The sequence below is a fragment of the Arthrobacter sp. BE255 genome (assembly GCF_031457335.1).
Classification (GTDB): domain Bacteria; phylum Actinomycetota; class Actinomycetes; order Actinomycetales; family Micrococcaceae; genus Arthrobacter.
Map to the genome: position 1 here is coordinate 594,752 of NZ_JAVDWK010000002.1, position 25,954 is coordinate 620,705.

The window sequence follows — 25,954 nt, forward strand, 5'->3', positions numbered from 1 at the left end:
CATGGCCGCCGCCGAAATTCCCGCAGACGAGGCCCAGCCCGCTCAGCGGCCCCTGATCATGCGCTACGCAGCGCGCTCCGATGTGGGCCGCATCCGCGCCAAGAATGACGACTCCGCCTATGTGGGCCGCCATCTCGCCGTCGTCGCCGACGGCATGGGCGGCCACGCGGGCGGGGATGTGGCCTCTGCCGCCACTGTCCTGGACATGCTGCACCTGGATCACGGGGATTACGACGGCGACGCCGGCACGGTCCTTGCCGATGAAATCCAGACTGCCAACTCGCTTCTGTCCGAGCTGGTGCACATCAATCCCAAGCTCGCCGGGATGGGCACAACGGTTACGGCGCTGCTGCTGGCCGAAGGCAAACTGCATTTCGCCCACATCGGCGACTCCCGCGCCTACCGCCTGCGCGACCGCGTCTTCGAGCAGGTCAGCATCGATCACACTTTTGTGCAGCGGCTCATCGACGAAGGCCGGCTCCGGCCCGAGGAAGCCGAGACCCACCCGCACAAAAACGTCCTGATGCGCGTCCTTGGCGACGTCGATGCCAGCCCGGAGCTGGACCTCGACACGCTTGAGGTCAAGCCCGGGGAGCGCTGGCTGCTCTGCTCGGACGGCCTCAACTACGTTGCCGGGCACGTGGTGGAACGGACGGTCCGGGAAACCAAGGACCTGCGCGAATGCGTCGAAACGCTCGTGAACCTGACGCTGGAAGCCGGTTCGCCGGACAACGTCACCGTAGTAATGGTCGAGATAGTCGAGGAAACGCCCGACGACGTCAGCACCGCCGCTGTCGAAATCGTACCGGCGGTGCCGGTCACCGCTGCCGATGCTCCGGGGCCGAGCGCGACGAAGCCGGCGGCTGAAGCCGGACCGGACGCAGCAGCGGCTCCGGACGCCACCGAGCCCGGCGCGGAAAAGACCAGCGCGCAGAACACCAGCGGCGAACCAATGGACGCAGGAAAGCCGGCCGCCGGAAAACCCGACGCCAGCCAACCTGGTGCTGGCCAACCTGACGCCGGCAAGGCTGACGCCGAACAGCAGGGCAAGGAACCCTCCGATTCCACCGACCCACACCTCGGCGAACACCTCTCCGCCGAGGTCCTCCGGCAGGAACTGGCATCCCGCCCGCACGAACTCGTGGGCGCCGCGGCTTCGGCCGCCGAATCCGGCTCCATTCCCACCATCGCCGGCCGCACTGTCGCCCGGCGCGCGGCCACGGTGCTCACCCACAAAGCAGACCAGCCGGGCGCAGAGGCAGATGATTCGCCGCAGCTTCCGAGGCCACGCCGCTGGGTCACCTGGTCCATCGCCGCCTCCGTCCTGGTGGTCCTCACGGTCGGGCTATGGCTTGGGTATGCATGGACGCAGACGCGCTACTACATCGGGGAGTTCGACTCCCGGGTAGCTATCTACAACGGAGTTTCCCAGCGCCTTGGCCCCATCCAGCTTTCCAGCCTCGAAGCGGTGACGGAGATCCGGATGGACTCGCTCCCGCCCTTCTCTCAGCAGCGTGTCCGGCAGACGGTCCCTGCCCGGGACCTCTACGATGCCCAGCGGATCGTCAAGAACCTGGAGCGCACGGGCACCACCTCCCCAGCGGACGAGTGCCCGGCACCGTCCACCACTCCCGCGGCGACAACACCCGCGGCCACTCCTGCGCCAACTGACTCGGCGGCACCTGCCCCCGCTCCGTCGGATCCGGCGGCAGTACCCAGCTCACCGTCCCCCTCACCAAGTCCCACAGTCACCTGCGAGGGGGCCCCATGAGCCAGTTGAGCACCATACCCAAACCACGGCGCAACGTGGAGCTGCTGTTGCTGCTGCTCGCGCTGGCTGTCGGCATCGGCGCCAACATGCTGGTGGGCGTGGACCAGGAGAAGGCGTTTGACACCGACTTCTGGTTCCAGTCCAGCCTGCTGGCCGTCGCCGCCCTGGTGTTCCATGTGGTCCTGCGGATCCGGGCCAAATATGCCGATCCGGTAATACTTCCGCTGGTCGTCGCACTCAACGGCCTCGGCCTCGCCATGATCCACCGGCTGGACGCGCCGGGGGACGACACTGGCAACAACCAGCTCCGCTGGACCCTGATCGCCATGGCCGTGGCCATCGCCGTCATCTGGTTCCTCAAGGACCACCGGATCCTCCGCCGCTTTACCTTTATCTCCCTGGCCGCCAGTGCACTCCTGCTGGTCCTCCCGCTGATTCCGGGCATTTCCGCCGGCGAAATCCTGGGTGCCCGGGTCTGGATCAGACTCGGCCCCATGACTTTCCAGCCCGGTGAAATCGCCAAGATCACGCTCGCCATTTTCTTCGCCGGCTATCTGTCCTCCAACCGGGACCTCATACTCCTGGCGGGCCGGAAAATCGGCCCGCTGCAGTTCCCGCGGTTCAAGGACATGGGCCCGATGATCACCGCCTGGCTGGTGAGCATCGGCGTCCTGATCTTCCAGCGCGACCTCGGCTCCTCCGTGCTGTTCTTCGGCCTGTTCATCGTGATGATCTACGTGGCCACCAGCCGGATCAGCTGGGTGGTGATCGGCGTAGCCCTGATCCTGGGTGGCGGCTTTGTGGCTTCCAAGGTCTTTTCCCACGTCGGCCTGCGCATCGACGGATGGCTCAACGCCTTCACCGACGAGGTCTACGGCCGCCAGTTCGGCGGCAGCTTCCAGATCGTGGAAGGCCTCTTCGGCATGGCCAACGGCGGCCTGGTGGGGACCGGACTCGGACAGGGCCGGCCCAACCTGGTGCCATTTTCCAACAGCGACATGATCATCGCTTCGTTCGGCGAAGAGCTGGGACTGATCGGCCTGTTCGCCATCGTCATGATGTTCCTGCTGCTGTTCACCCGCGGCTTCCGGGCAGCGCTGGGCACCCGGGACGCTTTCGGCAAGCTCCTTGCCTGCGGGTTGTCCTTCGCCATCGCCCTGCAGTGCTTTGTGGTGATCGGCGGCGTCACCCGGCTCATCCCGCTGACCGGGCTCACCACTCCCTTCATGGCGGCCGGAGGCTCCTCGCTGCTGGCCAACTGGATCATCGTGGGCCTGTTGCTGATGATTTCGCACACCGCCCGTGGCCCGGTGGACACCACGCCACTGCCGCCGGCCAAAGGCGCCGAATCCAAGGGCATTGACACACCAACCGAGGCGGTGAAGCACCTGTGAACCAGGCAATACGAAACTCATGGGTCGCCGCGATCGCCATGTTCGCGCTGATCTTCGGCGCACTGAGCTACGTTCAGGTGGTTGGCGCGGACGACCTCAAGGCCAACGCGTGGAACAAGCGCGCCATCCTGCAGGACTACTGCAATGACAGGGGCGCCATTATTGTGGGCGGCACTCCGGTCGCAGAATCCGTCGAAGGCTCGGAGACGTGCAAATTCCAGCGCACGTACTCCCAGCCTGAGCTGTACGCGGGCATCACTGGCTATTTCTCGCAGAACTACGGCGCCACAGGCCTGGAAGTTGCCATGAATGACCAGCTGGCCGGCAGCTCCGACCAGCAGTTCCTGGACCGGATAGGCCAGCTGTTCCTGGGCAACCAGCCCAAGGGGGCCTCGGTGGAACTGACCATCGATCCAAAAATCCAGCAGCTCGCCTACGGCCTGATTCCGGACGGGCAGCGCGGGTCGATCGTGGTGACCAATCCCAAGACCGGCGCCATCCTGGCCATGGTGTCCAAACCGTCCTACAACCCCAACCTCATCGCCACGCAGGATCCCACGGCGGAGAGCACCAACATCAACGAGCTGGTCAAGGTTCCCGGCATCAACCTGAACCAGTCCGTCAGCGGACCCACCGGTGAGCTGCTCGCCCCCGGTTCCGTCTTCAAACTCGTCGACACGGCGGCGGCGCTGAGTTCGGGCAAGTACAACAAAGACAGCCAACTCCCCAACCCGGCCGAGATGCCCTTCGACGGAATCTCGTACAAGCTCCCCAACTACGCCGGCGGCAACTGCTACACGCAGAGCACCGCGAGCTTCGCCTTTGCCCTGCAGCAGTCCTGCAACACGCCCTTCGCCAGCATCGCCCTGGACCTTGGCCGGGATGCCATCGCGGAACAGGCGAAGAAGTTCGGTTTCGGCGAAAACCTGGGGGATCAGCTGAAGCTCGACTACGCCCTGCAGGGTTTCCCCGATGACCTGGACAAACCCGGGCTGGCGCAGTCTGCGATTGGCCAGAAGGATGTCCGGGCCACCCCGCTGCAGATCGCACTGATGACGGCGGCGATTGCCAATGGCGGGGTGCAGATGAGCCCCAGCCTGGTCAAGACCCTTCGCTCACCGGACCTCCGTGTCCTGGACGAACCGCAACCGACGGCGCTGCGAACGTCCACCACGCCGGAAATCGCCAAGCAGATCACCGAGTGGATGACCAGTGCGGTTAGCCAGGGCATCGCCCGCGGTGCGGCTGTGCCGGGCGTCCAGGTGGCCGGCAAAACGGGCACCGCGGAACTGGGCAACGGCTTGAACAACTCCTGGTTCACGGGCTTTGCCCCCTCGAACAACCCGCAGGTAGCGGTGACCATCGTCATGGAAGGCGTGGACATCACTACCGGCGCACAGCTAACCAGTCCGAATGCGAAGAAGATTTTTGAGGCGGTGTTGAATAAGTGAGGCCTACAACAGGAATCACCCTCGGCGGCAGATTCCAGCTGACCACGCGGATTGCGATCGGCGGCATGGGAGAGGTCTGGAAAGCAAAGGACCAGGTCCTGGGCCGGATCGTCGCCATCAAGGTGCTCAAGGAGGAATACACCGGCGACCCCGGCTTCCTCCAGCGGTTCCGCGCCGAGGCACGCCACACCGCACTCCTGAACCACGTGGGCATCGCCAATGTCTTTGACTACGGCGAGGAGGAGGGCTCAGCCTACCTGGTGATGGAGCTCGTCCCCGGCCAGCCGCTGAGCAGCATCATCGAGCACGAGCAGGTGCTGTCGCCGGACCGGACGCTGTCCATGATCGCGCAGACCGCCCGGGCACTTTCAGTTGCCCACGCCCAGGGGCTGGTCCACCGCGACATCAAGCCGGGCAACCTGCTGATCACGCCCGACGGCCGGGTCAAGGTCACCGACTTCGGCATCGCCCGACTGGCCGACCAGGTGCCGCTGACCCAGACCGGGCAGGTCATGGGCACCGCCCAGTACCTTGCCCCGGAGCAGGCAACGGGCCAGACCGCCACCGGCGCCTCCGACATCTACTCCCTGGGCGTGATCGGCTACGAGTGCCTGACCGGGCACCGGCCGTTCTCCGGCGAATCCCAGATCGCCATCGCCCTGGCCCAGGTCAACGACGCCCCGCCGCCGCTGCCCGAAACCCTTCCCAAGCCCGTCCGCGCCCTGCTGATGTCCATGCTGGCCAAGGATCCCAAGAACCGGCCGGCGAACGCCATCAAGCTGTCCGAGGCCGCCGAGGCCATCCGCAACGGCGACATCAGCGCTGCCCACGCCGCCGTCCCCGGAATGCTCCTGTTCGAAGCTGCCACCGGCCCCATCACCGCTCCGGTGAATGTCGCCACCGCACCCACTGGAATCATCGGCGGGCACAAGGACAGCTCCGCCACATCCACCTCCGCACTGCCGGTGCTCGGCGCCGGCGCCGCAGGTGCGGCCGCCGGCATGGCTGCAGGCGCTGCGGCAGCCAACGCCGGCGGCACCGGCACTGGAGCGGCCAGTACGTTGTCGCGGGCGGATGCCCTGGCTGCGGAACGCACGTGGGTCCAGGAAGAGGAAACGTACGACGACGAACCGGCCGACGAGCCCCAGCGCCGCGGGCGGAGCCCCTGGACCTGGCCCCTCATCGCCCTGGTCCTGCTGGTGCTGTTCGCCCTTGTTGGCTTCTTCCTGACACAGCAGGGAATCCTGTTCCCCTCCGGCGGCAGCAAAACGTCCGGGCAGACCTCGGCCAGCACCAGCGCCACCAGCAGCAGCCCGTCGGCTTCGTCGACGTCGGCCACGCCCACGCCCACCCGGACCAGCGCCACCCCCACGCCGACCCCGACGCCCGAAACCGTGAACATCATTTCCGCGGCCTACCTGGGCAAGGATTACCGCCAGGTCCAGTCCTCCCTGGAGACGATGGGCCTCTCGGTCACAGTCCTTCCGCAGCAAAGCGCGGAGACGGCAGGCACCGTACTGGAAATCAATCCGACCGGAACCGTGCCGAAGGGGACAGCAGTCACCATCATCTACGCCGTGCCGCTCCCGACGGCCACCAGCGCTCCTGCCTCGAGTTCGCCGTCGGCCACTGCCAGCCAGTCCGCCCTGCCCAACTGCACCACCGGACAGCTGCCGGGCGTGCCCGCCACCTGCAAGCCGTAGCCGCCGGGACACGCAGTGACTGACACGCCCCGTACACCGTCGCACCGTGAGGACAGCCTCCCGGTGGATAACCAGCGTGTCCTCAGCGGACGCTACGAGCTGGGCGGGCTGATCGGCCGCGGCGGGATGGCGGACGTCCACCGCGGGGTGGACCAGCGGCTGGGCAGGACCGTGGCCATCAAGCTGCTCCGCCCCGACATGGCCCGGGACCCGCAGTTCCAGGCACGGTTCAAACGCGAAGCCCAGGCTGTGGCTGCGCTGAACCATCCGTCCATCGTGGCCATCTACGACACCGGGGAGCACACGGTGCCCGACGGTACGGACGACAGCGTCCGGGTTCCGTACATCGTGATGGAGTTTGTGGAAGGCAAGACCATCCGCGACCTCATCAGGGCCAAGGAAGTCAGCATTGACCAGGCCATCGAGTTCTGCCTGGGCGTGCTCGCGGCCCTGGAGTACAGCCACAAGGCCGGCATCGTCCACCGGGACATCAAACCCGCCAACGTGATGTGCTGTGAGGGTACCAACGCCGTCAAGGTGATGGACTTCGGGATCGCCCGGGCCATCGCCGATTCCTCGGCCACCATGACGCAGACCCAGGCCGTGGTGGGCACGGCACAGTACCTGTCGCCCGAGCAGGCCCGGGGTGAAACCGTGGACGCCCGCAGTGATCTGTACTCCGCCGCGTGCCTGCTCTACGAAATGCTCACGGCAAGGCCCCCGTTCATTGGCGACAGCCCGGTGTCGGTCGCGTACCAGCATGTCCGGGAGATCCCGGAGCCGGCCAGCAGCGTGAATCCCGAGGTGTCGCCGGCGCTGGACAGTGTCCTGGCCAAGGCGCTGCTGAAGAACCGCGCTGACCGGTTCCAGGACGCGGCGGCCTTCCGCCGCGCCCTTCGCGCGGCCCGCGCCGGCGTGTCAGTCCCGGACGTTCCGGCCAACGAGGCACCCACGGATCCGAACGACCACGTCCCGACGCCTGAACGCAGTCCCGCCACCGAAGCCTTCGCTTTCACCGGTGCCAGTTTCCTGGACGACGCCCCAACCGGACGGCTGCGGACCCCGGTAAACAACCACGCCGACGGCAACGGGCTGCGCGGCGACGCGGCAGCCCTCTATGAACCACACGAAGCTGACGAACTCCCGCTGGGGCTTCCGCCGGAACGGGAGCGGAGCACACGGCAGAAGTCCCGCCGTCGTGCCTGGATCGCCACGTTCGTGATCTTCACCCTGCTGGTGCTGGCCGGCGGCGGTCTGTGGCTCTACAACACCGTCAACAGGCCTGCCCCCGTGGCGCCCAAGGTGCAGATCCCGGTGGTGGCCGCCATGACGGAGTCCGCCGCGCTGCAGGAACTTTATGGTGCCAACCTGCGCCCGCAGATCAAGCGTGCCCAACACGACACGGTTCCCAAAGGGACAGCCATCGGAACCGACCCCGCCGCCGGAACGTCGCTGGATCCCAATTCCGAAGTTGTCCTGAACATTTCCGAGGGCCCCAGTGCCGTCAAGGTGCCGGAGAGCCTGCCCGGCAAGACTGAAGCCGCTGCCCGGGACGTACTGCGCCAAAATGGCCTTGTGGGTGCTCCGACCACCACCATGGCCAACAGCTCCACCGTACCCGGCGGAATTGTGATCACCACCAGCCCGGCCCCCGGCCAGATGGTGGCCCCGGGCAGCACCGTGGAGATCGTGGTGTCCACCGGAAAGGTGGCCATGCCGGAGCTGCGCGGCCGCACCCGCGCCGAGGCCGAGGCGGCGCTGAAGGAACTGGGCCTCGTCCCGAACGTCCAGGAAGTGGAGAACTCCCAGGTGGAGGCAGGCCGGGTCACGGATCAGAGCGATCCCGTTAACGCCGCCGTCGAACAGGGCAAGACCATCAACATTGTGGTGGCCAAAGAGCCGGCCCCGCCGGTGACCCCCACGCCGACACCCACCCCGACAGCCACCAAAAAGGGCTGAGGGCCAGGCAGGCGCCTCAGTGCTGGATGAGCGGGCTCAGCTTCGAGGCCCGCGATGCGGCACCGGCCATTCCCAGTGATTCGAGCCAGTTGCCCAGCATCTGGTAGCCGCCTTCGGTGAGCACGGACTCCGGGTGGAACTGCACGCCGCACAGCGGGGCCGTCCGGTGCTGCAGGCCCATCACCACACCGGTGGACGTTTCGGCCGTGATCTCCAGGACCTCCGGGATGGTGTCCCGGACGGCCGCCAGCGAGTGGTAGCGCGTAGCGGTGACGGGGGAGGGGAGGCCCTGGAAAACACTCGTTCCGTGGTGCTCCACCAGTGAGGTCTTGCCGTGCATCAGCTCGGGTGCGTGGGTCACGGTGCCGCCATAGGCCTCGGCCAACGCCTGGTGGCCCAGGCAGACGCCAAACATGGGCTTGCTGTTGTCCCCGCACCACTTGATCAGCTCGATGCAGACACCGGCCTCCGCAGGGTTGCCGGGCCCGGGCGAGATCAGTACGCCGTCGCGCGTTCCTGCCATCTCCGTCGCTTCGGCCAGCGTGACGTCGTCGTTGCGTACCACCGTGGTTTCGGCGCCGAGCTCCTGGAGGTAGCCCACCAGGGTGTATACAAAGCTGTCGTAGTTGTCTACGACCAGGATCTTGGTTGTGGTCATGGCTGGGTTGCGGAACCAATCGTTGAGTCGGTGAATTGGGTAAAAGTGGACATCCAGGGGAACAGGAACTGGACCATCAGGACCAGGGCAGCGGAGATCAGGACCGCGGACGTAAGGATCCGAAGCCACAAGGGGCCCGGCAGGTGCCGGAATATCCAGCCGTACATCGTTAGCTCCCTCCGGTTGCGGCGGCCACCTGGGCCGCTATTTCAGCCGGCGGACCGGCGGAGGCAGGCTGCCAGCCTTCCAGCAGCGCATAGGCAATGATCCGTTCCTGGGAACCGAAACGCGGGTTGCAGCTGGTCATCGTGAGGAAGCTTTCCGTGGGAGTGACACCGGGCCGGGTAGGCACCGGCTCCAGCACATCGGTCCGGGACGGCAGCACAATCTGGTTGTTCCGGAAAACGTAGACGTAGAAGCCGTCCCTGGTCTGGACGTAGATTTTGTCTCCGGGGACCAGGGTGTGGATGTTGTCCAACACGGCACCGTGGGTCTGCCGGTGGCCGGCGACCGCAAAGTTACCTACCGCGCCGGGCATGGCGGTGTTGCTGTAATGGCCCAGCCCCAGGGTGTCCAGCACATCCCCGGTGGTGCCCTGGACGATGGGCCGGGTGTAGTTTGGGCCGAACCGCGGAATGTACATGATGCCGATGGTTCCCGCGTGCCCGGGCGCGGCGGACACCACGGGTGGGCCGTAGTCCACGGGGGCACCAGGCGTGGCGGCGGTTCCGGTGGGCTCAGGGCTGGGGGCCGGCGTGCCGAGGTCCTGGGCGAATTCCTTGATGATGGCGCTCTGTTTGGCGTCCGATTCCACGTTGGTCCACCAGAGCTGCCAGCCCACAAAAAGCAGCAGGATGATGCCCGCCGTGATGAGGAGCTCGCCGAGCACCTGGACAGTTCCACGCAGAATCACGACGCCGGGGCCCGGCGCAGTGCCGGCCCTCGCCTTCTCCTGCAATACCACGCGTTCTCCTCCGGGGCGGTCACCATGGGCGCTGGTTGGCCCTGAACTACGGCTAGAATTGGCTGCTAGTAAGAATCCAGATTTGACCAAGATCGCGCAGACCGCTGGCAATTTCCTTCTTGCAGGATATCAAGCCCGGGTCGCCGAGCTTGCCTCAGCCGCCAAGGAGAGCACGTGCCCGAGTCCAAGCCACGCAAGAAGACTTCCATCTCGGCCCAGCCGGCTGCGTCAACGCAGGCCTACAAGCCCAATCCTGTGTGGTTCAAGCCCGTCATGTTCGGCCTCATGATCATCGGCCTGCTGTGGATCATCACCTTCTACATCAGTGAAGGCCGGCTTCCCGTCCAGGCCTGGGAATCCTGGAACATCGTGGCCGGTTTTGGCATAGCCATTGTTGGCTTCCTGATGACCACCCGCTGGCGTTCCTAGCCACGGCGCATGATCCCCGGCGCCAACGGCACCGTTCTGGGCGACGACGGCCTCGCCCGTCCGCCGTGGGCATCCGCCGATCCGCTCCTGCGCGAGTATTACGACACGGAGTGGGGCCTGCCCGTCCGGGATGAACAGGGCCTCTACGAGCGCATCAGCCTGGAGGGTTTCCAGGCCGGCCTGTCCTGGGCCACCATCCTGCGCAAGCGCCCTGCCTTCCGTGAAGCTTTCCACAATTTCAACCCGGACATCGTGGCCGACTTTACCGAAGCCGACGTGGAGCGCCTCCTCCAGGATCCGGGCATCATCCGCAACCGGCTGAAGATCCGTGCCGCCATCACCAACGCCAAAGCTGTGATCGCCCTGCGCAGCGAGGGCGGCCTCGTGGACTTTGTGTGGAGCTTCCAGCCCGCTGACACGCCCCAGCCGCTCCTGCATGCCGATATCCCCACGCAATCGCCCGAATCGGTGGCCCTGTCCAAGGCCCTGCGAAAAAAAGGTTTCTCCTTCGTCGGGCCCACCACGATGTTCGCGCTCATGGAAGCGATCGGCATGGTGGATACCCACCTTGTGGACAGCCACCGCCGCGGAACGTCAGGGGTGTGGCCGGCGGCCGGAGCCTGAGTCCCGCCCGGGTTCTCCCCAGCTGTTCTTAAAGTTATCCACAATGTGCATAACTACTGTCCCGCGATTCGCCTTCGGTGGCCCTTAGATGCCCGGAATCAGGGCCTTTGTGGACGGCGTGGTTTTGGCGGCAGTTATTAACAGTGTGGATTACCTGTGGATAAAGGCCTGAACGGTTCCATTGCACGTTTGGACTGCCCCGTTGGACTGCACGTTTAGCAGCCTGCCGGCCCCCCGGTGACCGCCGCCCCATGCTCACTCCTGGCGCCGCACCGGATGGTGGCTGGTGATGGAAACGCGGTTGAAAGCGTTCATGGTGATCGCCAGCCAGCTGACAGCCGAGAATTCGTCTGCGGTGAGGTGCCTCCGGGCGTAGCCCTCCTCGCGCTCCCGTGAGCGCTGGTCCGGCAGTTCCGTGATGCTCTCGGCCAGCGCAAGCGCCGCACGCTCCCTGTCCGTGAAAAGTGCCGTGTCACGCCACGCGGGAAGCACCGCCAGCCGCTGCGGGGATTCGCCATTGGCCACGGCGTCGCCCACGTGCAGATCGAGGCAGTATGCGCAGCCGTTGATCTGGGAAATCCTGACGTACATCAGCTCAATGATGGTGCCCTCCACGCCGGCCGCTGCCGCGGCTTCGCGTGCCTTGAGCCCCAGGCCGTTCAGCGACCGCCACATGGCCGGGTGCTGTTTATCAAGGAAGATGTTTTCCGTGGTGGCGCTCATGAGTCCTCCTGCATTCTGGCTGGCATCGGCGCTGTACTGAATCCGGCTGCCGATCCGAACGGTTATCCACTTGCTAACACACGACTACCCACAACTTATCCACAGTTGTGGACAACACGCGCCGGTACACGCGGATAATCCGCTGCATCGGCACAGCAGGGCCCCCGACGGTCCTTGAACTACACGGTTGAAAGTTATTAACACTGTGAATAACCATGTTGAAATCCCGGGTCTGACAGCCTCTGGGAGCCTGTTTGGCAGTGAAACGACAGGGATATCCACAGCTGAAGACATAATCGCCGTGTTTGTCCACTTAACCACAGGGCCATCCCCAGGAGTTATCCACAATTGTGGACACCGGCCGCCTCCTCATTCAAACAGCGCCGCGTTTGCGGGCCTGCGCCCGATGCCGTCTTCGAACTACAGCCATGTAAGTTACCAACAATGTGGATAACCCCTGTGGAAAACTTTCAGTACCCTACGAAGGAAACCCGGGAGCCTTCCGGAGACACAAAAGACCCCGGTGTCCAGAGAGACACCGGGGTCTAAGTATGTGTGGTTACAGCGCCTGGAATCAGCCCGCAGAAACCCTGATCCAGCTCACCAGCACCAGCAGGGCAAAGACGGCAGCCAATCCTGCAGCCTGCAGCAGTCCCTGCCGCGGTCCGCGCGGAGTGTACGCCACCACCGCAGCGCACAGAGCACCGGTGATAAGGCCGCCGAGGTGGGCCTGCCAGGCGATCTGGGGGATCAGGAAGCCGATAACGCCGTTGATGGCTATCAGGACCCACAGCTGGCGGGTTTCCCCGCCACGGTGCCGCTGGACCAGGAGCATCGCGCCGAAGAGTCCAAAGATGGCACCCGAAGCGCCGACGACGCCGGCCAACTGCTGGCCGGGGACATAAAGCGGCGTGAGTATGAGGTAACCAACGGAGCCCCCAACGGCGGAAATCAGGTAAAGCGCCAGGAACTTGACACGGCCCAAGAGCGGCTCAAGAGCCTGCCCGAAAATCCACAACGTGTACATATTCAAGATGATGTGGAGGTAGGAACCTTGCGAGTGCAGGAAAGCAGCTGTCAACATCCGCCAGGGCTCAAGCTCCCCCCAGCGCGGCTCAGCGTAAACATTGGCAAAGGCGAGGTTCTGAAAAACGGCCTCATTCGGCACCAGCAATTGCAGCACGTATATCAATACGCACGCCGCAATGATGCCGTAGGTGATGACGGGCTTGCCGGTAGTTACGGCACCGCCATAGACGGTCCGTACTGCCGGCGTCGAACGCGCTGCTTCGTTGACGCAGTCAACACACTGGAACCCGACGGCGGCCGCCCGCTGGCAGTCGGGGCACGCAGGGCGCCCGCAGCGCTGGCACCGCACATAGGAGGGCCGGTCCGGGTGCCTGGGGCAGACCGGAATTTGCGCGGACGGCTCCGCCGCCGGGATTCCGTAACTCATGCGTTGTGGCTAGAGCTGCTCGATGTCGATGCTGTTGATGGTGACGTCCTCGACGGGGCGGTCACCCATGCCGGTGCGTACGCCCTCGATGGCGTCGACAACCTTCTTGGAGTCCTCGTCAGCCACCTCGCCAAAGATGCTGTGCTTGCCCTGCAGCCAGTCGGTGGGGATCGTGGTGATGAAGAACTGGGAGCCGTTGGTGCCCTTGCCCATCTGGATGCCTGCGTTGGCCATGGCCAGCTTGTAGGGCTGGTTGAAGCTGAGCTCGGGGTGGATTTCGTCGTCGAACTTGTAGCCCGGTCCGCCGATGCCGCGGCCCAGGGGATCGCCGGCCTGGATCATGAAGTCCTTGATGATCCGGTGGAAGATGGTGCCGTTGTACAGCGGCGTTCCCGTCTTGTCCTCGCCGGTCTCCGGGTGGGTCCAGGCCTGCTCGCCGGTGGCGAGGCCGACAAAGTTCTTGACCGTCTTGGGGGCGTGGTTCCCGAAGAGGTTCACGACGATGTCGCCGAGGCTGGTGTGGATGGTTGCTTTTGCGGTTGCGATGGCAGTCATACCGCCCATTCTTTCATGGCCGGCCAAAGCGGAACTGGTGTGGACGGCAGTTCCGCGCTGGGTGAAATCAGCCTGAATTCCGGGCGGAGAATAGCCGGTGAAGGTCAATCCACGTAGGCTACCAATAGAACCGTCACATTAATCGGGAGGTAGTTGTGAAGAAATCGGATCGTATTGCCCGTGACCTTGAGCAGTCAGTCAACAGCGCGGTAGAGAACGCCAAGGACTGGGCAGCCCCCCGCGTGGAAGCAGCCGTGGACTGGGCAGTTCCCCGCCTGCAGCATGGCCTGGATACCGCTTCTCCCAGGATCCAGGAGGGGCTCAAGAGTGCCGCCCACAACCTCGCCGACGGCGTCGCCACGGTAACGCCGCGCATCCAGGATGGCCTGGCCCACCTTGCTCCGAAGATCCATGACGCTGTTGAGGGCACCACCCCGCGCCTCCACGAAGCGCTGGACAAAGCCACACCGGTCATCCTCAACGCCCGCGACCGGGTCGTCGTGGAGTACCTGCCGCGCCTCTCGGACCAGATCGGCCAGGCTTCGGAGGCGGTTCACCGCACCCTGGAAAATGCTCCGTCCCACGTGGACGCCGTAGCCCAGAGGCTTGCCGATTCCGGCGTAGTGCACTCCATCCAGGAACAGGCCCACACCGCAGGCACCCAGCTCAAGGCAGCAGCCCATGAAGCAGGCAAGGCCGTGGGCGTGCAGATTGCCCAGCCCGAGAAGCCCAAGAAGCGCGGCTGGCTGGTCTTCGGCATCATTGCCGCCGCCGTGGCTGCAGGTGTTGCCGCGTGGAAGGCGTCCAAGCCGGTTGAAGATCCGTGGAAGACCCCTTCCCCGGTGACGCCCACTCCCGCCCCGGTTCCCGCCACCACGGTGAACGACATCAAGGAAACCGCGGCCGACGCCGTCAGCAACGCGGCAGCTGCTGCCTCGTCCGCTGCGGGCGCCGTCGCGGACAAGGCCAAGGATGTCGCATCGGATGCCAAGGAGGCTGTTGGAGACGCAGCCGAGACGGCCAAGCATGTCGCCGAGGATGCCAAGGACGCCGCTGCGAAGGCTGCAACGGATGCCAAGACCGCGATGAAGAACATCGCATCGAACATGAACGGATCCGCGGACAAGGACAGCGTCTAGCAGTTCCAGGCGCTTTGCGCCGTCAGCTGAAGGGGTTCCGCCTGGTGCGGGGCCCCTTCAGTGTTTTCCCAGTGTTTGTCCGGACTCCCGCCGCCTCCCAGCAGGGCGGACACCGATCGGTGCTAAATTTGAACTGATGTCAGCCGATAAATCCTCCGGGGATGCCTTGAACGACGCAGCTCAGCTGCCGCGCGTGTCCATTGTCATCCCGGCGTACAACGAGGAAAGTGTGATCCGGCAGTGCCTCATCGCTGCCGTCTACCAGTCGGTCCCGGCACACGAAATCATCGTGGTGGACAACCTCTCCACAGACCGCACCGCAGCCATCGTGCAGCAGATGCAGCTGGAGTACCCGGAAAGCCCCATCATCCTGCTGAGCCAGGACCGCGACCAGGGACTGATCCCCACCCGGAACTTTGGCCTTAACCACGCCACCGGTGATGTCCTGGGCCGGATCGACGCCGATTCCGTCGTGGAGCCGGACTGGGTGGAGCAAGTCCAGAAGGCGTTCGCGGACCAGTCAGTCCAGGCCGCCACCGGACCCGTTGTCTATTACGACATGCCCATGCGCCGCTTTGGCCTGAAGGCCGACGACAAGATGCGCCAGCTGATGCTGAAGCTCGCCAAGCACCAGTACCATTTCCTCTTTGGCTCCAACATGGCCCTGCGTGCTTCGGCCTGGAAAACCATCCGGTCCGAGACGTGCCGTGACGAGAAGGATGAGATGCATGAGGACATCGATCTTTCCCTTCACCTTGCCGACCACGAGCTCAAGGTGCAGTACTGGCCACAGATGGTGTCCGGAATGTCCGCGCGACGGCTCGAGGATTCACCCCGGGATTACCGCTACTACGTCACGCGCTTCGACCGGACGTACAAGGCCCACAACGTAAAGAAAATGGCCCTCAAGGCCCCGATGGTGGTCTTCTTCTCCGTCTACTTCCCGGCCAAGCTGCTGCGGGCGATCCACACGGTCAACACGGCCCAGCCGGTCCGCCGCGGCGGCCAGTAGCAGCGTTCAGTCAGTCCCCAGCTCCGCGAGGCGGTCCGACGGCGGTTCGTCCCCACGGGTGCCCGCCGCTGAGGCCTCACGCTGCTTCCTTTTAGAGCCTGACCGCTGCCCCAGGACAACGACGGCGAGTCCCACCAGGATCAGCGCCAGTCCGGCATAGGTTCCCACGGGCAGGGTCTCGTTCAGGAAGACGGCCGCCAACAGGGCGGCGCCAGGGATCTCCAGCAGGATGATCATCGAGACCAGCAGCGGGCTCATCGTGGCCAGCAGGTGGTTGAACGCCGTGTGGCCCACCAGCTGCGCGCAGACGGTGATGGCGGTAATGCCCAGCCAGCCGCCGGCGTCGAAACCTGTTAATGGCTGGCCGCTGAACACTGCCAGGACAGCCACCAGGGCGGCGCACATTCCGTAGCACAGCGTGGTGTAGGTCCCTGTGGTCATGCTTTGACGGGCCTTGCCGCCCGCCAGGGTATACAGTCCCGCCAGCGCTCCGCCGGCGACCGCCAGTACGTCGCCGAGGAGCGCACCGGGCGAGCTTCCCATATCAAACCCGGTGATGGCCACCACGCCGCCGAAAGCGATGCCTAAGCCGGCGAGCACCGGCCAGCGGTGCCTGGTGCCGCGAAAGAGCTGGAAGACGGCGATCCAGCCGGACTGGAGGCACACGAGGGCCGTGGCGGCGGCCACGGAGGTCAGCTGGAGCGAGGTGATGAAGCAGGCGAAGTGCAGGGCCAGGGCGCCGGCGGCCAGCGCGGACCAGCGGAACTCCCGCCAGGAGACCTGACCGAATTGACGCGGCTCGCGCACCAGGGTGGGGGTCGCCATGACCGCGGCACCGATGGCGTTGCGCCAGAAGGCGATGGCCAGGGCGCTGACCGTGGTGGCACCCAGGGTGGCGGCGATCAGCGGACCGGATGAGGCAACGCCCAGCACACCGAGTGCCGCGATGAAGAAGTTCACTGTCCAAACCCTACTGTGGCAACTTAACCAAAAAGTCCCGGACAGCGTTTCCGCTGTCCGGGACCTTCCTTATGGTGGAGGCACGGGGACTCGAACCCCGAACCCCCTGCTTGCAAAGCAGGTGCGCTACCAATTGCGCCATGCCCCCATAAGAAGCAACCCGTCAATCATACCCTAGAACCGGGAAGCCTTTTGCCAGCTCCCGCTCCGGGAATCCGGGCTAATCAACCGTATCGGTTGACTCGCTCCAGACCGTTTTCCGGGCCTCGGATTCCTGTGCTTTCCGGTAGAGCAGGACGCCTGCGATCGCAGCTGCAAGAACCAGCAACTTCTTCACATGCACCCCGTTCCGGGCCAGCCGGGCTGGACCTTTACTGGAACCTGCACAGGTTCCGTGGGCGTACCAGGACTTGAACCTGGGACCTCTTCGTTATCAGCGAAGCGCTCTAACCGCCTGAGCTATACGCCCCGATGCCTCATCGGGCCGAGACATGACTTTACAGCACATCCCGGCCCGATCTCAAATCGAGGCCCTCCGGCGGAAATTTCCGCCGGAAATATGGGATTTTCAGTCGTCCGTCAGGGTAACGCCGATGCCGCCCACGAGGGTGGCCGAGATGTTGTACAGCACGGCGGACAGCATGGACAGGGCCGTCAGCAGGACCACGTTCACCACCGCGATGATGGTGGCAAAGGAGGCCACCTGTCCCAGCGAAGCGACCTTCTTGAGCTCAAACCCGCCGCCTTCGGACCCCGCGAGGGTTCCGAGGAGGCTGTCCACCTGGTCAAAGATGCCGGTGAGGTCCAGGACAGTCCAGAGGACGATGGCCGCAACGACTGTGACAATTCCCAGAGCTACGGAGAGCAGGAACGCCATTTTCAGGACGGACCAGGGATCGACCTTGCTGACCAGCAGGCGCGCCCGCCTGACCTTGGCTTTGGGGGCGGGCTTGACCAGCCCGGGGCCGCCCTGTGCGGGACGCTGGCCCGCGCTGGCAGGCCGCTGGCCCTGTCCGGGCTGGACCTGCGGACGCTGGCCTGCTGCGGCGGGGCGCTGGCCGGGCAGGCCCGCCGGAGCCGCCGGACGCTGCTGGGGACGAACGGGGGCGTTCACCCGGGGAGCGGCCGCGGGCTGGCCAGTTCCACCTGGAACATTGCTGTTCTGCTTGGGATATGAGTCGGGATTACTCACTCGTTACCTCCGGTGTAGTCTTCGTTCGGCTCAGCGTCGCCGGAGGCGTCCTCTGACTCAACGGCCGGTGCTGTCTCTGCCACTTCTTCTGACCCTGCGGAACCCTCGGCGGATCCAGCCTCTTCAGCCAACGTTACGTCATCCTCCAGGGATTCATCGCCCTCAAGTCCGCGTTCGCTGTTCCGGGCCACTTCGATGATCCGGTCGTTCTTGTCCGGTTTCGCGAAGATGACGCCCATGGTGTCGCGACCCTTGGCGGGGACGCCCGACACGGAGGAACGGACCACCTTGCCGCCTTCCATGACCACCAGGACTTCGTCTTCCTCCTGGACGATCAGTGCGCCCACCAGGTCTCCGCGTTCCTCTGCCAGCTTGGCGACCTTGATGCCGAGGCCGCCGCGGCCCTGGAGCCGGTATTCCTCCACGGCTGTGCGCTTGGCGTAGCCGCCCTCGGTCACGATGAAGACAAAGGAACCGTCGGTCACCACGTTGGCGGCCAGCAGTTCGTCGTCTTCCCTGAACTTCATGCCGGTGACGCCGGACGTGGCCCGGCCCATCGGCCGCAGCGCGTCATCGGTGGCGGTGAACCGGATGGACTGGCCCTTCCGGGACACGAGCAGCATGTCGTCCGTCTCCGAGACCAGCTGCGCAGACACCAGCTCGTCTTCATCACGCAGGTTGATGGCGATGACGCCGGCGGAGCGGTTGGTGTCGTAGTCCTCCAGCCGGGTCTTCTTGACCAGGCCGCGTTTGGTGGCGAGGACGAGGTACGGCGCGTGCTGGTAGTCCTTGAGGTCCAGTACCTGGGCGATGTGCTCGTCCGGCTGGAAGGCCATCAGGTTGGCGACGTGCTGGCCCTTGGCGTCACGGCCGGCTTCGACCAGCTCGTAGGCCTTTGCCCGGTAGACCCTGCCCAGGTTGGTGAAGAACAGCAGCCAGTGGTGGGTGGTGGTCACAAAGAAGTGCTCCACGACGTCGTCGCCGCGCAGCTGGGCACCCTTGATGCCCTTGCCGCCGCGCTGCTGCGAACGGTAGTTGTCGCTGCGGGTCCGCTTGACGTAGCCGCCGCGGGTGATGGTGACAACCATTTCCTCTTCGGGGATCAGGTCCTCCATGGACATGTCGCCGTCGAAGCCCATCAGGATCTTGGTGCGGCGGTCGTCGCCGTGCTTCGCCACGATCTCCGCCAGTTCGGTGCTGATGATCTCGCGCTGGCGCTCCTCTGAGGCGAGGATCGAGTTGTACTCGGCGATCAGGGCCTCAAGTTCGGAGTGCCGGTCCTGGATCTTCTGGCGTTCCAGAGCGGCCAGGCGGCGCAGCTGCATGTCCAGGATGGCCCGGGCCTGCAGTTCGTCGATGTCCAGCAGCTGCATCAGTCCGTCGCGGGCCGCTTCGGTGGTGTTGGACGCCCGGATGAGGGCAATGACCTCGTCCAGCATGTCCAGTGCCTTGAGCAGCGCGCGCAGGATGTGCGCTTCTTCTTCAGCCTTGCGGAGGCGGTACCGGGTGCGCCGGGCGATGACGTCCAACTGGTGGGTGACCCAGTGCCGGATGAAGGCGTCCAGGCTCAGCGTCCGGGGAACGCCGTCCACGATGGCCAGCATGTTGGCGGAGAAGTTGCTCTGCAGCTCCGTGTGCTTGTAGAGGTTGTTCAGCACTACCTTGGCCACGGCGTCGCGCTTGAGCACGATGACCAGGCGCTGGCCCGTGCGGCCGGAGGTCTCGTCGCGGAGGTCGGCGATGCCGGAGATCTTGCCGTCCTTGACCAGTTCGGCGATCTTGATGGCCAGGTTGTCCGGGTTGGCCTGGTACGGCAGTTCAGTGACCACCAGGCAGGTGCGGCCCTGGAGTTCCTCCACGTTGACCACTGCACGCATCGTGACGGAGCCGCGGCCGGTCCGGTACGCATCCTCGATGCCCTTGTGCCCCAGGATGGTTGCCCCGGTCGGGAAATCGGGTCCCTTGATGCGGAGCAGCAGCTCTTCCAGCAGTTCCTCGCGGGTGGCGGTCGGGTTGGCCAGGTACCACTGGACGCCATCAGCCACTTCGCGGAGGTTGTGCGGCGGGATGTTGGTGGCCATGCCGACGGCGATGCCGGAGGAACCGTTGACCAGCAGGTTGGGGAAGCGTGCCGGCAGGATGGTGGGTTCCTGGTTCTTGCCGTCGTAGTTGTCCTGGAAGTCGACGGTTTCCTCGTCGATGTCCCGGACCATCTCCATGGCGAGGTGGGCCATTTTGGTTTCGGTGTAACGCGGGGCGGCCGCGCCGTCATTGCCCGGGGAGCCGAAGTTTCCCTGTCCAAGCGCCAGCGGGTAGCGCATGGTCCAGTCCTGGATCAGGCGGACCAGGGCGTCGTAGATGGCGGTGTCGCCGTGGGGGTGGTACTGGCCCATGACTTCGCCCACCACGCGGGCGCACTTGTTGAACGAGCGGTCCGGGCGGTAGCCGCCGTCGAACATCGCGTACAGCACCCGGCGGTGGACGGGCTTGAGTCCGTCGCGCACGTCGGGAAGGGCGCGGCCCACAATAACGGCCATCGCGTAGTCCAGGTAGGAGCGCTGCATTTCCGTCTGCAGGTCCACCTGCTCCACACGGTCTACCAGCACATCGCCTTCAAGTACGGTTTCCGGAAGATCGGCGGATTCCGCCTGGTTCTCTGGTGTCTCGTCACTCATCGTCTATATTTTCCGTTTCAGGTATATGTCAGTTGTGGAATATCAGTCGGGGGAAACCGTCTAGATATCCAGGAACCTGACGTCCTTGGCGTTCTGCTGGATGAAGTTTCGGCGCGATTCCACGTCCTCGCCCATCAGGACAGAGAAGATCTGGTCGGCTGCCAGGGCGTCGTCCATGGTGACCTGCAGGAGGGTGCGGTGGTCCGGATCCATGGTGGTGTCCCACAGTTCCGTGTAGTCCATCTCGCCGAGGCCCTTGTACCGCTGGATGCCGTTGTCCTTGGGAATGCGGCGGCCCGCAGCCTGGCCGGAAATCAGCATGGCATCGCGCTGCTTGTCACTGAAAACGTAGTCGTGCGGGGCGTTGGACCACTTGATCCGGTACAGCGGCGGCTGCGCCAGGTAGACGTAGCCGTTCTCGATGAGCGGCCGCATGTAGCGGAAGAGGAGCGTCATCAGCAGCGTGGTGATGTGCTGGCCGTCGACGTCGGCATCGGCCATGAGGACGATCTTGTGGTACCTCAGTTTGCTGAGGTCGAAGTCCTCGCCGATGCCGGTACCGAAGGCGGTGATCATGGACTGGACCTCGGCGTTACCCAGGGCCTTGTCCAGGCGTGCCCGTTCCACGTTCAGGATCTTGCCGCGGAGGGGCAGGATGGCCTGGGTTTCGGGATTACGGCCGCGCTTGGCGGAACCGCCGGCGGAGTCACCCTCCACGAGGTACACCTCGCACTTGGCCGGGTCCTTGGAGGAGCAGTCCGACAACTTGCCCGGCATGCCGAAGGATTCCAGTGGGCTCTTGCGGCGCGCGTTGTCGCGGGCCTTGCGGGCAGCCATGCGCGCCTGGGCGGCGGAAATGGCCTTACGGATGACGTCGCGTGCGGGTCCGGGGTTTCTTTCCAGCCAGTCACCCAGCCCGTCGGTGACCACGCGCTGGACGAAGCCCTTGACCTCGGAGTTGCCCAGCTTGGTTTTGGTCTGGCCCTCGAACTGCGGCTCGGCGAGCTTGACCGAGATCACGGCGGTCAAACCTTCGCGGATGTCGTCACCGGTGAGGTTGTCGTCCTTTTCCTTGATGATGCTCTTCTCCCGCGCGTAACGGTTGATGAGCGACGTCATGGCGGCGCGGAAGCCCTCTTCGTGCGTTCCGCCCTCATGGGTGTTGATGGTGTTGGCGTACGTGTGGACGCTTTCGGAATACGCATTGGTCCACTGCATGGCCATTTCGAGGGCGATGCGGCGGTCCTTGTCCTCGGTCTCGAAGGCGATGACGTCCTCGTGGACCACATCCACTTTCTTGCCCGAGTTCAGGTGCTTCACGTAGTCCAGCAGGCCGTCGTCGTACTGGTAGACCACGGTGCGGTGCTCAGCGGTGACTTCACCTTCGGTGACCACGGCATCCAGGTCGAGGTCGCCGTCGTTGTCCGCAACGGAGGTTCGCTCATCGGTCAGGGTGATGCGCAGGCCCTTGTTCAGGAACGCCATCTGCTGGAAGCGGGCGCGCAGCGTCTCAAAGTCGAAATCGGTGCTTTCGAAGATGCCGGCATCCGGGTAGAACGTCTGGGTGGTTCCCGTGCGGTCGGTTGCCTCGCCCTGGAGCAGGCCGCCCTGGGGCTTGCCGCCGTCGGCGAAGGACATGCGCCAGACGTGTCCCTGGCGCCGGACTTCGGTGTCAACGCGGCTGGAGAGCGCGTTCACCACGGAGATGCCCACACCATGCAGGCCGCCGGACACGGCATAGCCGCCGCCGCCGAACTTGCCGCCGGCGTGGAGGATGGTCATGACAACTTCGACAGTGGGCTTGTGCTCGGTGGGGTGCATGTCCACGGGGATTCCGCGGCCGTCATCAACCACCTTGACGCCGCCGTCGGCCTGCAGCACTACCTCGATGTGCGTGCAGTATCCGGCCAGGGCCTCATCAACAGAGTTGTCCACCACTTCATAGACAAGGTGGTGGAGTCCGCGGGGACCGGTCGAGCCGATGTACATGCCGGGACGTTTCCGTACGGCTTCCAGGCCCTCGAGGACGGTGATGTCGCTTGCACCGTATTCACGGGGCGTCGCAGCGTCTGCCGGGGTGTCGGGGGTACGGGCATCCTCAACTGCGGGTTCCACTGCCTGGATATCTGTATTGTCGTTAGCCACAGGCGCTGTCGACTCCTCTGTTTTCGATGATGGCCGGCCGAGGCAGTTCCGCAAGGAATTGCCTCGGCCAACAGGCACAAACTGATGGCGCTGGCGAGTAGGAAGACATGCGGAACCGCGTTCCGCTCGGCTGTCAGCGTGCGGAAAACGGACTCAGTCAACGTTTCACCGGCGCCCAGTTATCTGATGTGATTCTATCGTGAATCAGGGCGTAAACCCGCATTCCAGGGCCCTCGGCGGCACCGAATGTGCCCATGTGAGGCCATTGACCCCGCCTAGGGCGCCCCAGCGGTCCGGTCTTTGGGTTCCTATACGCCCGCGGGGCGTTACAGCGCCCTACACGCCGTTGGGCGAATATTCAAGAGTCCGACGGCGGCGTCCCGGGCTGTCGCGGTTACCCGTAGGTGTCGCGGGGGCCCCGGCCGTTCACGGTCCGGCCGCCCTTGCGCCAACTGGGGGCCGAGGGCCCCAGCACCTGGATGCTGGTGACCACGCCGTCGCCGAGTTCGGTGCGGAATTTTTCCAGCAGGCTGATGCTCAGCAGCCGAAGCTGCGTGGCCCATGCGGTTGAATCCGTACGGACATGGAGCGTGGTGTCGGTGAAGCTTTCCGGGGTGCAGTGCGCGGAGATCTCGGGGCCAACCAGGGTGGCCCATTCGGCCATCACAGATCCGACGGCCACCGGGGACGTCCATCCGCGTTCGGCCACCAGGCGTCCCACGACCTTGCCAAGTCCCAGCGGGTCCCGGCCGGTGGAGTGGAACTGGCTGAAGCCCCGGGTATCGCTGATTCCCCGTTTTTTCTTGCCGGCACCGGCGGCGGGCGGTGCCTTGCGGCGGATTTCGCCGCGGGCGGCCGCGGCTTCGCGCATCCGGTTCAGCGCGGCCTGGGGCGCGTCGATGCTGTCAGGATCCCGGCCGGGCTGAAGCCCGCCGTTTTCGTCCTTATTCATCGATTCCTCCCGGGATGACCTTCACCCGCCGGCCGGAGAGTTCCTCCGGAATATCGGCGTCGACGGCGGCGGTCACCAGGACCTGTTCCGCGCCGGAGACTATTGCCGCCAGTTTACGCCGCCGTTGGACATCGAGTTCGGCAAAAACGTCATCCAGGATCAGGATGGGAGCTGATCCGCCGGTCCGGGCGTCGTCGAGCATCACGTAGTAGGACGCCAGCCGCAGGGACAGGCACATGGACCATGTTTCGCCGTGCGAGGCATATCCCTTGGCCGGCGCTTCGCCCAGGACGAGTTCCAGTTCGTCCCGGTGCGGGCCCACCAGCGAAATGCCCCGTTCCAGTTCCTTCCGGCGGGAGGCGGCGAAAGCCCGGACATACGCGTCCGTGAGTTCCTGGACGCTCAGCGTCCGGAGATCCTCCTGGGCAGGTTCGCCGTCGGAGGACGGAAGGGCTGCACCCGGTGCCGCGCCGCCGTCGTCGTCCAGCATGTTCTGGAGGCTTGAGCGGTAGGCCGCATCGGCAGCCTTTGACCCGTCGGTGAGCTGGGCGTACGCGCCGGCCAGGTGCGGGCGCAGCCGTTCCACCAGTTCCAGCCGTGCGTGCAGCAGTTCGGCGCCGGCGCGGGCCATGTGCTGGTCCCACACATCCAGGGTGGCCTCATGACCGGCCGTGAATTTTCCAGTCCGGGCAGATTTCAGCAAGGCATTGCGCTGTTTCAGGACGCGGTCGTAGTCGCTGCGGGTTGCCGCGTGCCGCGGGATCAGGCTGACGAGCAGTTCATCCAGGAACCGTCTCCGGTTGGACGGATCTCCCTTGACCAGGGCCAGGTCTTCGGGCGCAAAGAGTACGGTCTGGCAGATCCCCAGCAGATCGCGGGCACGCACCGGATTGCTGCGGTTGATGCGGCCGCGGTTTGCCCGGCTGGCATTGATTTCCAGTTCGAGGACGGTGGTCTGCCCGCCGCGGACCAGCCGGGCCCGGACCAGCGCCCGGTCGGTGCCGAACCGCAGCAGCGGGCCGTCCGCACTGACACGGTGCGAGCTGAGCGTCGCAAGGTAGCCGATGGCTTCCATCATGTTGGTCTTGCCGATTCCGTTCGATCCCACCAGCACCGTAACGCCGGGTTCCAGGGCAAGGTCAACCTGGGCGTAGCTGCGGAAGTCAGTCAGCGAGAGGTGTTCTAGGTACACGCGGTCTTCAGGTTTCTCGGGACCCGCGGGTCTCGGGGATTGGTGCTACTTGGCAGGACGGGTGGCATGCCCGCCGAACTGGTGGCGCAGCGCGGAAACCATCTTCATGGCAGGGGAATTGTCTTCCCGCGAGGAGAAGCGGGCAAAAAGTGCCGCCGTGATGGCGGGAGCCGGCACCGCGTTGGCGATCGCCTCTTCCACCGTCCAGCGGCCTTCACCGGAATCCTCGACGTAGTCGTCAATGGTGGCCAGGCCGGGATCCTCATCCAGTGCCTTCACCATCAGGTCCAGAAGCCAGGACCGGACAACCGTTCCCTTTTGCCAGGCACGGAAGGTGCCGGGAAGATCGTTGACGATGTCCTTGGCAGCAAGCAGTTCGTAGCCTTCGGCGTAGGCCTGCATCAGCCCGTACTCGATGCCGTTGTGGACCATCTTGGCGTAGTGTCCGGCACCGACTCCGCCCACGTGCACAAAGCTGTCGGCCCGTTCACCTTCCGGGCGAAGGGCGTCGAAGACCGGGAGGGCGCGTTCAATGTCGGCTGCATCGCCGCCGGCCATCAGGCCGTAGCCGTTCTGGAGGCCCCACACACCGCCGGAAACACCACAGTCGGCGAACCGGATGTCTTTTTCGGCCAGCGCGGCACCGTGTTTCTGGTCCTCGGTGAAACGGGAGTTGCCGCCGTCGATCACCAGGTCGCCGGCGTCGAGCTTGTTCCCGAGCTCAGTGATGACGGCATCCGTGATGTCTCCGGACGGGACCATGACCCAGATGAGCCGGGGTGCCGGAACGGCGGCGATCAGTTCGTCCATGGACGAGACATCGGTGATGTCCGGGTTCCGGTCGAAGCCGGTGACCTCGATTCCACCCTTGCGCAGGCGTTCGCGCATGTTGAAACCCATTTTGCCAAGGCCGATCAGTCCGATATGCACGGTGGAACTCTTTTCTGCGCGGGGGAGCGGGTGTCATCATGGCCGGCCCAGAACGACAACAGCTGTCTGG

General features: G+C 64.9%; 23 protein-coding genes and 2 tRNA genes. 9 read left to right on the forward strand and 16 right to left on the reverse strand.

Annotation, left to right across the window (positions count from 1 at the left end; genetic code table 11):
• Position 1 precedes the first annotated feature (1 nt).
• From J2X42_RS05965 to pknB, 5 genes are read left to right on the forward strand one after another with little or no spacing between them, the layout of a single operon-like run.
• On the forward strand, positions 2-1,771 hold the full coding sequence (locus J2X42_RS05965) for a protein phosphatase 2C domain-containing protein (protein WP_310163190.1): 1,770 nt from the start codon (positions 2-4) through the stop codon (positions 1,769-1,771).
• Entirely contained in the window at positions 1,768-3,165 is a 1,398-nt protein-coding gene (locus tag J2X42_RS05970) for an FtsW/RodA/SpoVE family cell cycle protein (RefSeq protein ID WP_310163194.1), read from the forward strand. Before J2X42_RS05965 ends, J2X42_RS05970 begins: the two co-directional genes overlap by 4 nt.
• A complete protein-coding gene (locus J2X42_RS05975) occupies positions 3,162-4,616 on the forward strand; it encodes a penicillin-binding protein 2 (protein WP_310163196.1) in 1,455 nt (484 codons plus the stop codon). The genes J2X42_RS05970 and J2X42_RS05975 overlap by 4 nt, the downstream gene beginning before the upstream one ends.
• Positions 4,613-6,319 carry a serine/threonine-protein kinase gene (locus tag J2X42_RS05980; RefSeq protein WP_310163199.1) on the forward strand — a complete coding sequence of 569 codons (1,707 nt, stop codon included), beginning with the start codon at positions 4,613-4,615 and terminating at the stop codon, positions 6,317-6,319. The genes J2X42_RS05975 and J2X42_RS05980 overlap by 4 nt, the downstream gene beginning before the upstream one ends.
• A 15-nt stretch (positions 6,320-6,334) precedes the next feature.
• Positions 6,335-8,278, forward strand: a complete 1,944-nt coding sequence (gene pknB, locus J2X42_RS05985; protein ID WP_310163201.1) for a Stk1 family PASTA domain-containing Ser/Thr kinase — start codon at positions 6,335-6,337, stop codon at positions 8,276-8,278.
• Positions 8,279-8,294: 16 nt separating this feature from the next.
• Here the strand turns inward: pknB and J2X42_RS05990 are convergent, their stop codons facing one another.
• From J2X42_RS05990 to J2X42_RS06000, 3 genes are read right to left on the reverse strand one after another with little or no spacing between them, the layout of a single operon-like run.
• A complete protein-coding gene (locus J2X42_RS05990; RefSeq protein ID WP_310163203.1) occupies positions 8,295-8,936 on the reverse strand; it encodes an aminodeoxychorismate/anthranilate synthase component II in 642 nt (213 codons plus the stop codon).
• A complete protein-coding gene (locus J2X42_RS05995) occupies positions 8,933-9,103 on the reverse strand; it encodes a hypothetical protein (RefSeq protein WP_165478256.1) in 171 nt (56 codons plus the stop codon). Before J2X42_RS05995 ends, J2X42_RS05990 begins: the two co-directional genes overlap by 4 nt.
• A gap of 2 nt (positions 9,104-9,105) precedes the next feature.
• Positions 9,106-9,900 (reverse strand): class E sortase, encoded by a 795-nt coding sequence (locus tag J2X42_RS06000; protein ID WP_310163205.1) that lies wholly within the window; start codon positions 9,898-9,900, stop codon positions 9,106-9,108.
• A 174-nt stretch (positions 9,901-10,074) separates the two neighbouring features.
• Here J2X42_RS06000 and J2X42_RS06005 point away from each other — a divergent pair, with 174 nt between their 5' ends.
• Together J2X42_RS06005 and J2X42_RS06010 are read left to right on the forward strand one after the other, a co-directional pair.
• Entirely contained in the window at positions 10,075-10,329 is a 255-nt protein-coding gene (locus J2X42_RS06005) for a cell division protein CrgA (RefSeq protein WP_310163207.1), read from the forward strand.
• 9 nt (positions 10,330-10,338) lie between these two features.
• Positions 10,339-10,953, forward strand: a complete 615-nt coding sequence (locus tag J2X42_RS06010) for a DNA-3-methyladenine glycosylase I (RefSeq protein WP_310163211.1) — start codon at positions 10,339-10,341, stop codon at positions 10,951-10,953.
• A gap of 255 nt (positions 10,954-11,208) precedes the next feature.
• Here the strand turns inward: J2X42_RS06010 and J2X42_RS06015 are convergent, their stop codons facing one another.
• The 3 genes from J2X42_RS06015 to J2X42_RS06025 form a co-directional block, all read right to left on the reverse strand.
• Entirely contained in the window at positions 11,209-11,676 is a 468-nt protein-coding gene (locus J2X42_RS06015) for a carboxymuconolactone decarboxylase family protein (RefSeq protein WP_310163214.1), read from the reverse strand.
• Positions 11,677-12,250: 574 nt separating this feature from the next.
• Positions 12,251-13,132: a rhomboid family intramembrane serine protease gene (locus J2X42_RS06020; RefSeq protein ID WP_310163217.1), complete on the reverse strand. Its 882-nt coding sequence runs from the start codon at positions 13,130-13,132 to the stop codon at positions 12,251-12,253.
• Positions 13,133-13,141: 9 nt separating this feature from the next.
• A complete protein-coding gene (locus J2X42_RS06025; RefSeq protein WP_310163220.1) occupies positions 13,142-13,687 on the reverse strand; it encodes a peptidylprolyl isomerase in 546 nt (181 codons plus the stop codon).
• Positions 13,688-13,842: 155 nt separating this feature from the next.
• Here J2X42_RS06025 and J2X42_RS06030 point away from each other — a divergent pair, with 155 nt between their 5' ends.
• Positions 13,843-14,826, forward strand: a complete 984-nt coding sequence (locus J2X42_RS06030) for a hypothetical protein (protein WP_310163222.1) — start codon at positions 13,843-13,845, stop codon at positions 14,824-14,826.
• 136 nt (positions 14,827-14,962) lie between these two features.
• The gene (locus tag J2X42_RS06035) at positions 14,963-15,838 is read left to right on the forward strand and encodes a glycosyltransferase family 2 protein (protein WP_131132043.1); all 876 of its coding nucleotides are present in this window, start codon (positions 14,963-14,965) and stop codon (positions 15,836-15,838) included.
• A 6-nt stretch (positions 15,839-15,844) separates the two neighbouring features.
• On the opposite strand, the gene J2X42_RS06040 is transcribed toward J2X42_RS06035, so the two are convergent.
• The 10 genes from J2X42_RS06040 to gnd form a co-directional block, all read right to left on the reverse strand.
• Complete coding sequence (locus J2X42_RS06040; RefSeq protein ID WP_310163228.1) at positions 15,845-16,798, reverse strand: DMT family transporter; 954 nt, start codon at positions 16,796-16,798, stop codon at positions 15,845-15,847.
• 72 nt (positions 16,799-16,870) lie between these two features.
• Positions 16,871-16,946: transfer RNA gene (locus J2X42_RS06045), tRNA-Ala, on the reverse strand.
• 72 nt (positions 16,947-17,018) lie between these two features.
• Positions 17,019-17,141 (reverse strand): DLW-39 family protein, encoded by a 123-nt coding sequence (locus J2X42_RS06050; RefSeq protein WP_396134026.1) that lies wholly within the window; start codon positions 17,139-17,141, stop codon positions 17,019-17,021.
• A 52-nt stretch (positions 17,142-17,193) separates the two neighbouring features.
• Positions 17,194-17,267, reverse strand: a tRNA-Ile gene (locus J2X42_RS06055).
• Positions 17,268-17,366: 99 nt separating this feature from the next.
• Positions 17,367-17,990 (reverse strand): DUF3566 domain-containing protein, encoded by a 624-nt coding sequence (locus J2X42_RS06060; RefSeq protein ID WP_310163232.1) that lies wholly within the window; start codon positions 17,988-17,990, stop codon positions 17,367-17,369.
• Positions 17,987-20,665 carry a DNA gyrase subunit A gene (gyrA, locus tag J2X42_RS06065; protein WP_310163234.1) on the reverse strand — a complete coding sequence of 893 codons (2,679 nt, stop codon included), beginning with the start codon at positions 20,663-20,665 and terminating at the stop codon, positions 17,987-17,989. The genes J2X42_RS06060 and gyrA overlap by 4 nt, the downstream gene beginning before the upstream one ends.
• Before the next feature lie 60 nt (positions 20,666-20,725).
• Entirely contained in the window at positions 20,726-22,810 is a 2,085-nt protein-coding gene (gene gyrB, locus J2X42_RS06070) for a DNA topoisomerase (ATP-hydrolyzing) subunit B (protein ID WP_310163237.1), read from the reverse strand.
• 394 nt (positions 22,811-23,204) lie between these two features.
• The gene (locus J2X42_RS06075; RefSeq protein WP_131132038.1) at positions 23,205-23,762 is read right to left on the reverse strand and encodes a DUF721 domain-containing protein; all 558 of its coding nucleotides are present in this window, start codon (positions 23,760-23,762) and stop codon (positions 23,205-23,207) included.
• Positions 23,755-24,954, reverse strand: a complete 1,200-nt coding sequence (gene recF, locus J2X42_RS06080) for a DNA replication/repair protein RecF (RefSeq protein WP_310163246.1) — start codon at positions 24,952-24,954, stop codon at positions 23,755-23,757. Before recF ends, J2X42_RS06075 begins: the two co-directional genes overlap by 8 nt.
• A gap of 45 nt (positions 24,955-24,999) precedes the next feature.
• Positions 25,000-25,884, reverse strand: coding sequence for a phosphogluconate dehydrogenase (NAD(+)-dependent, decarboxylating) (gene gnd, locus J2X42_RS06085; RefSeq protein ID WP_310163247.1), 885 nt, complete (start codon positions 25,882-25,884; stop codon positions 25,000-25,002).
• Between the last annotated feature and the right edge of the window lie 70 nt (positions 25,885-25,954).

Excerpts from the sequence above, each read along its gene's own strand:
- J2X42_RS05965 (WP_310163190.1), top strand. The coding sequence starts at position 2 with ATGGCCGCCGCCGAAATTCCCGCAGACGAGGCCCAGCCCGCTCAGCGG.
- J2X42_RS05970 (WP_310163194.1), top strand. The coding sequence starts at position 1,768 with ATGAGCCAGTTGAGCACCATACCCAAACCACGGCGCAACGTGGAGCTG.
- J2X42_RS05990 (WP_310163203.1), bottom strand. The coding sequence starts at position 8,936 with ATGACCACAACCAAGATCCTGGTCGTAGACAACTACGACAGCTTTGTA.
- J2X42_RS05995 (WP_165478256.1), bottom strand. The coding sequence starts at position 9,103 with ATGTACGGCTGGATATTCCGGCACCTGCCGGGCCCCTTGTGGCTTCGG.
- J2X42_RS06010 (WP_310163211.1), top strand. The coding sequence starts at position 10,339 with ATGATCCCCGGCGCCAACGGCACCGTTCTGGGCGACGACGGCCTCGCC.
- J2X42_RS06015 (WP_310163214.1), bottom strand. The coding sequence starts at position 11,676 with ATGAGCGCCACCACGGAAAACATCTTCCTTGATAAACAGCACCCGGCC.
- J2X42_RS06020 (WP_310163217.1), bottom strand. The coding sequence starts at position 13,132 with ATGAGTTACGGAATCCCGGCGGCGGAGCCGTCCGCGCAAATTCCGGTC.
- J2X42_RS06025 (WP_310163220.1), bottom strand. The coding sequence starts at position 13,687 with ATGACTGCCATCGCAACCGCAAAAGCAACCATCCACACCAGCCTCGGC.
- J2X42_RS06035 (WP_131132043.1), top strand. The coding sequence starts at position 14,963 with ATGTCAGCCGATAAATCCTCCGGGGATGCCTTGAACGACGCAGCTCAG.
- gyrA (WP_310163234.1), bottom strand. The coding sequence starts at position 20,665 with ATGAGTGACGAGACACCAGAGAACCAGGCGGAATCCGCCGATCTTCCG.
- J2X42_RS06075 (WP_131132038.1), bottom strand. The coding sequence starts at position 23,762 with ATGAATAAGGACGAAAACGGCGGGCTTCAGCCCGGCCGGGATCCTGAC.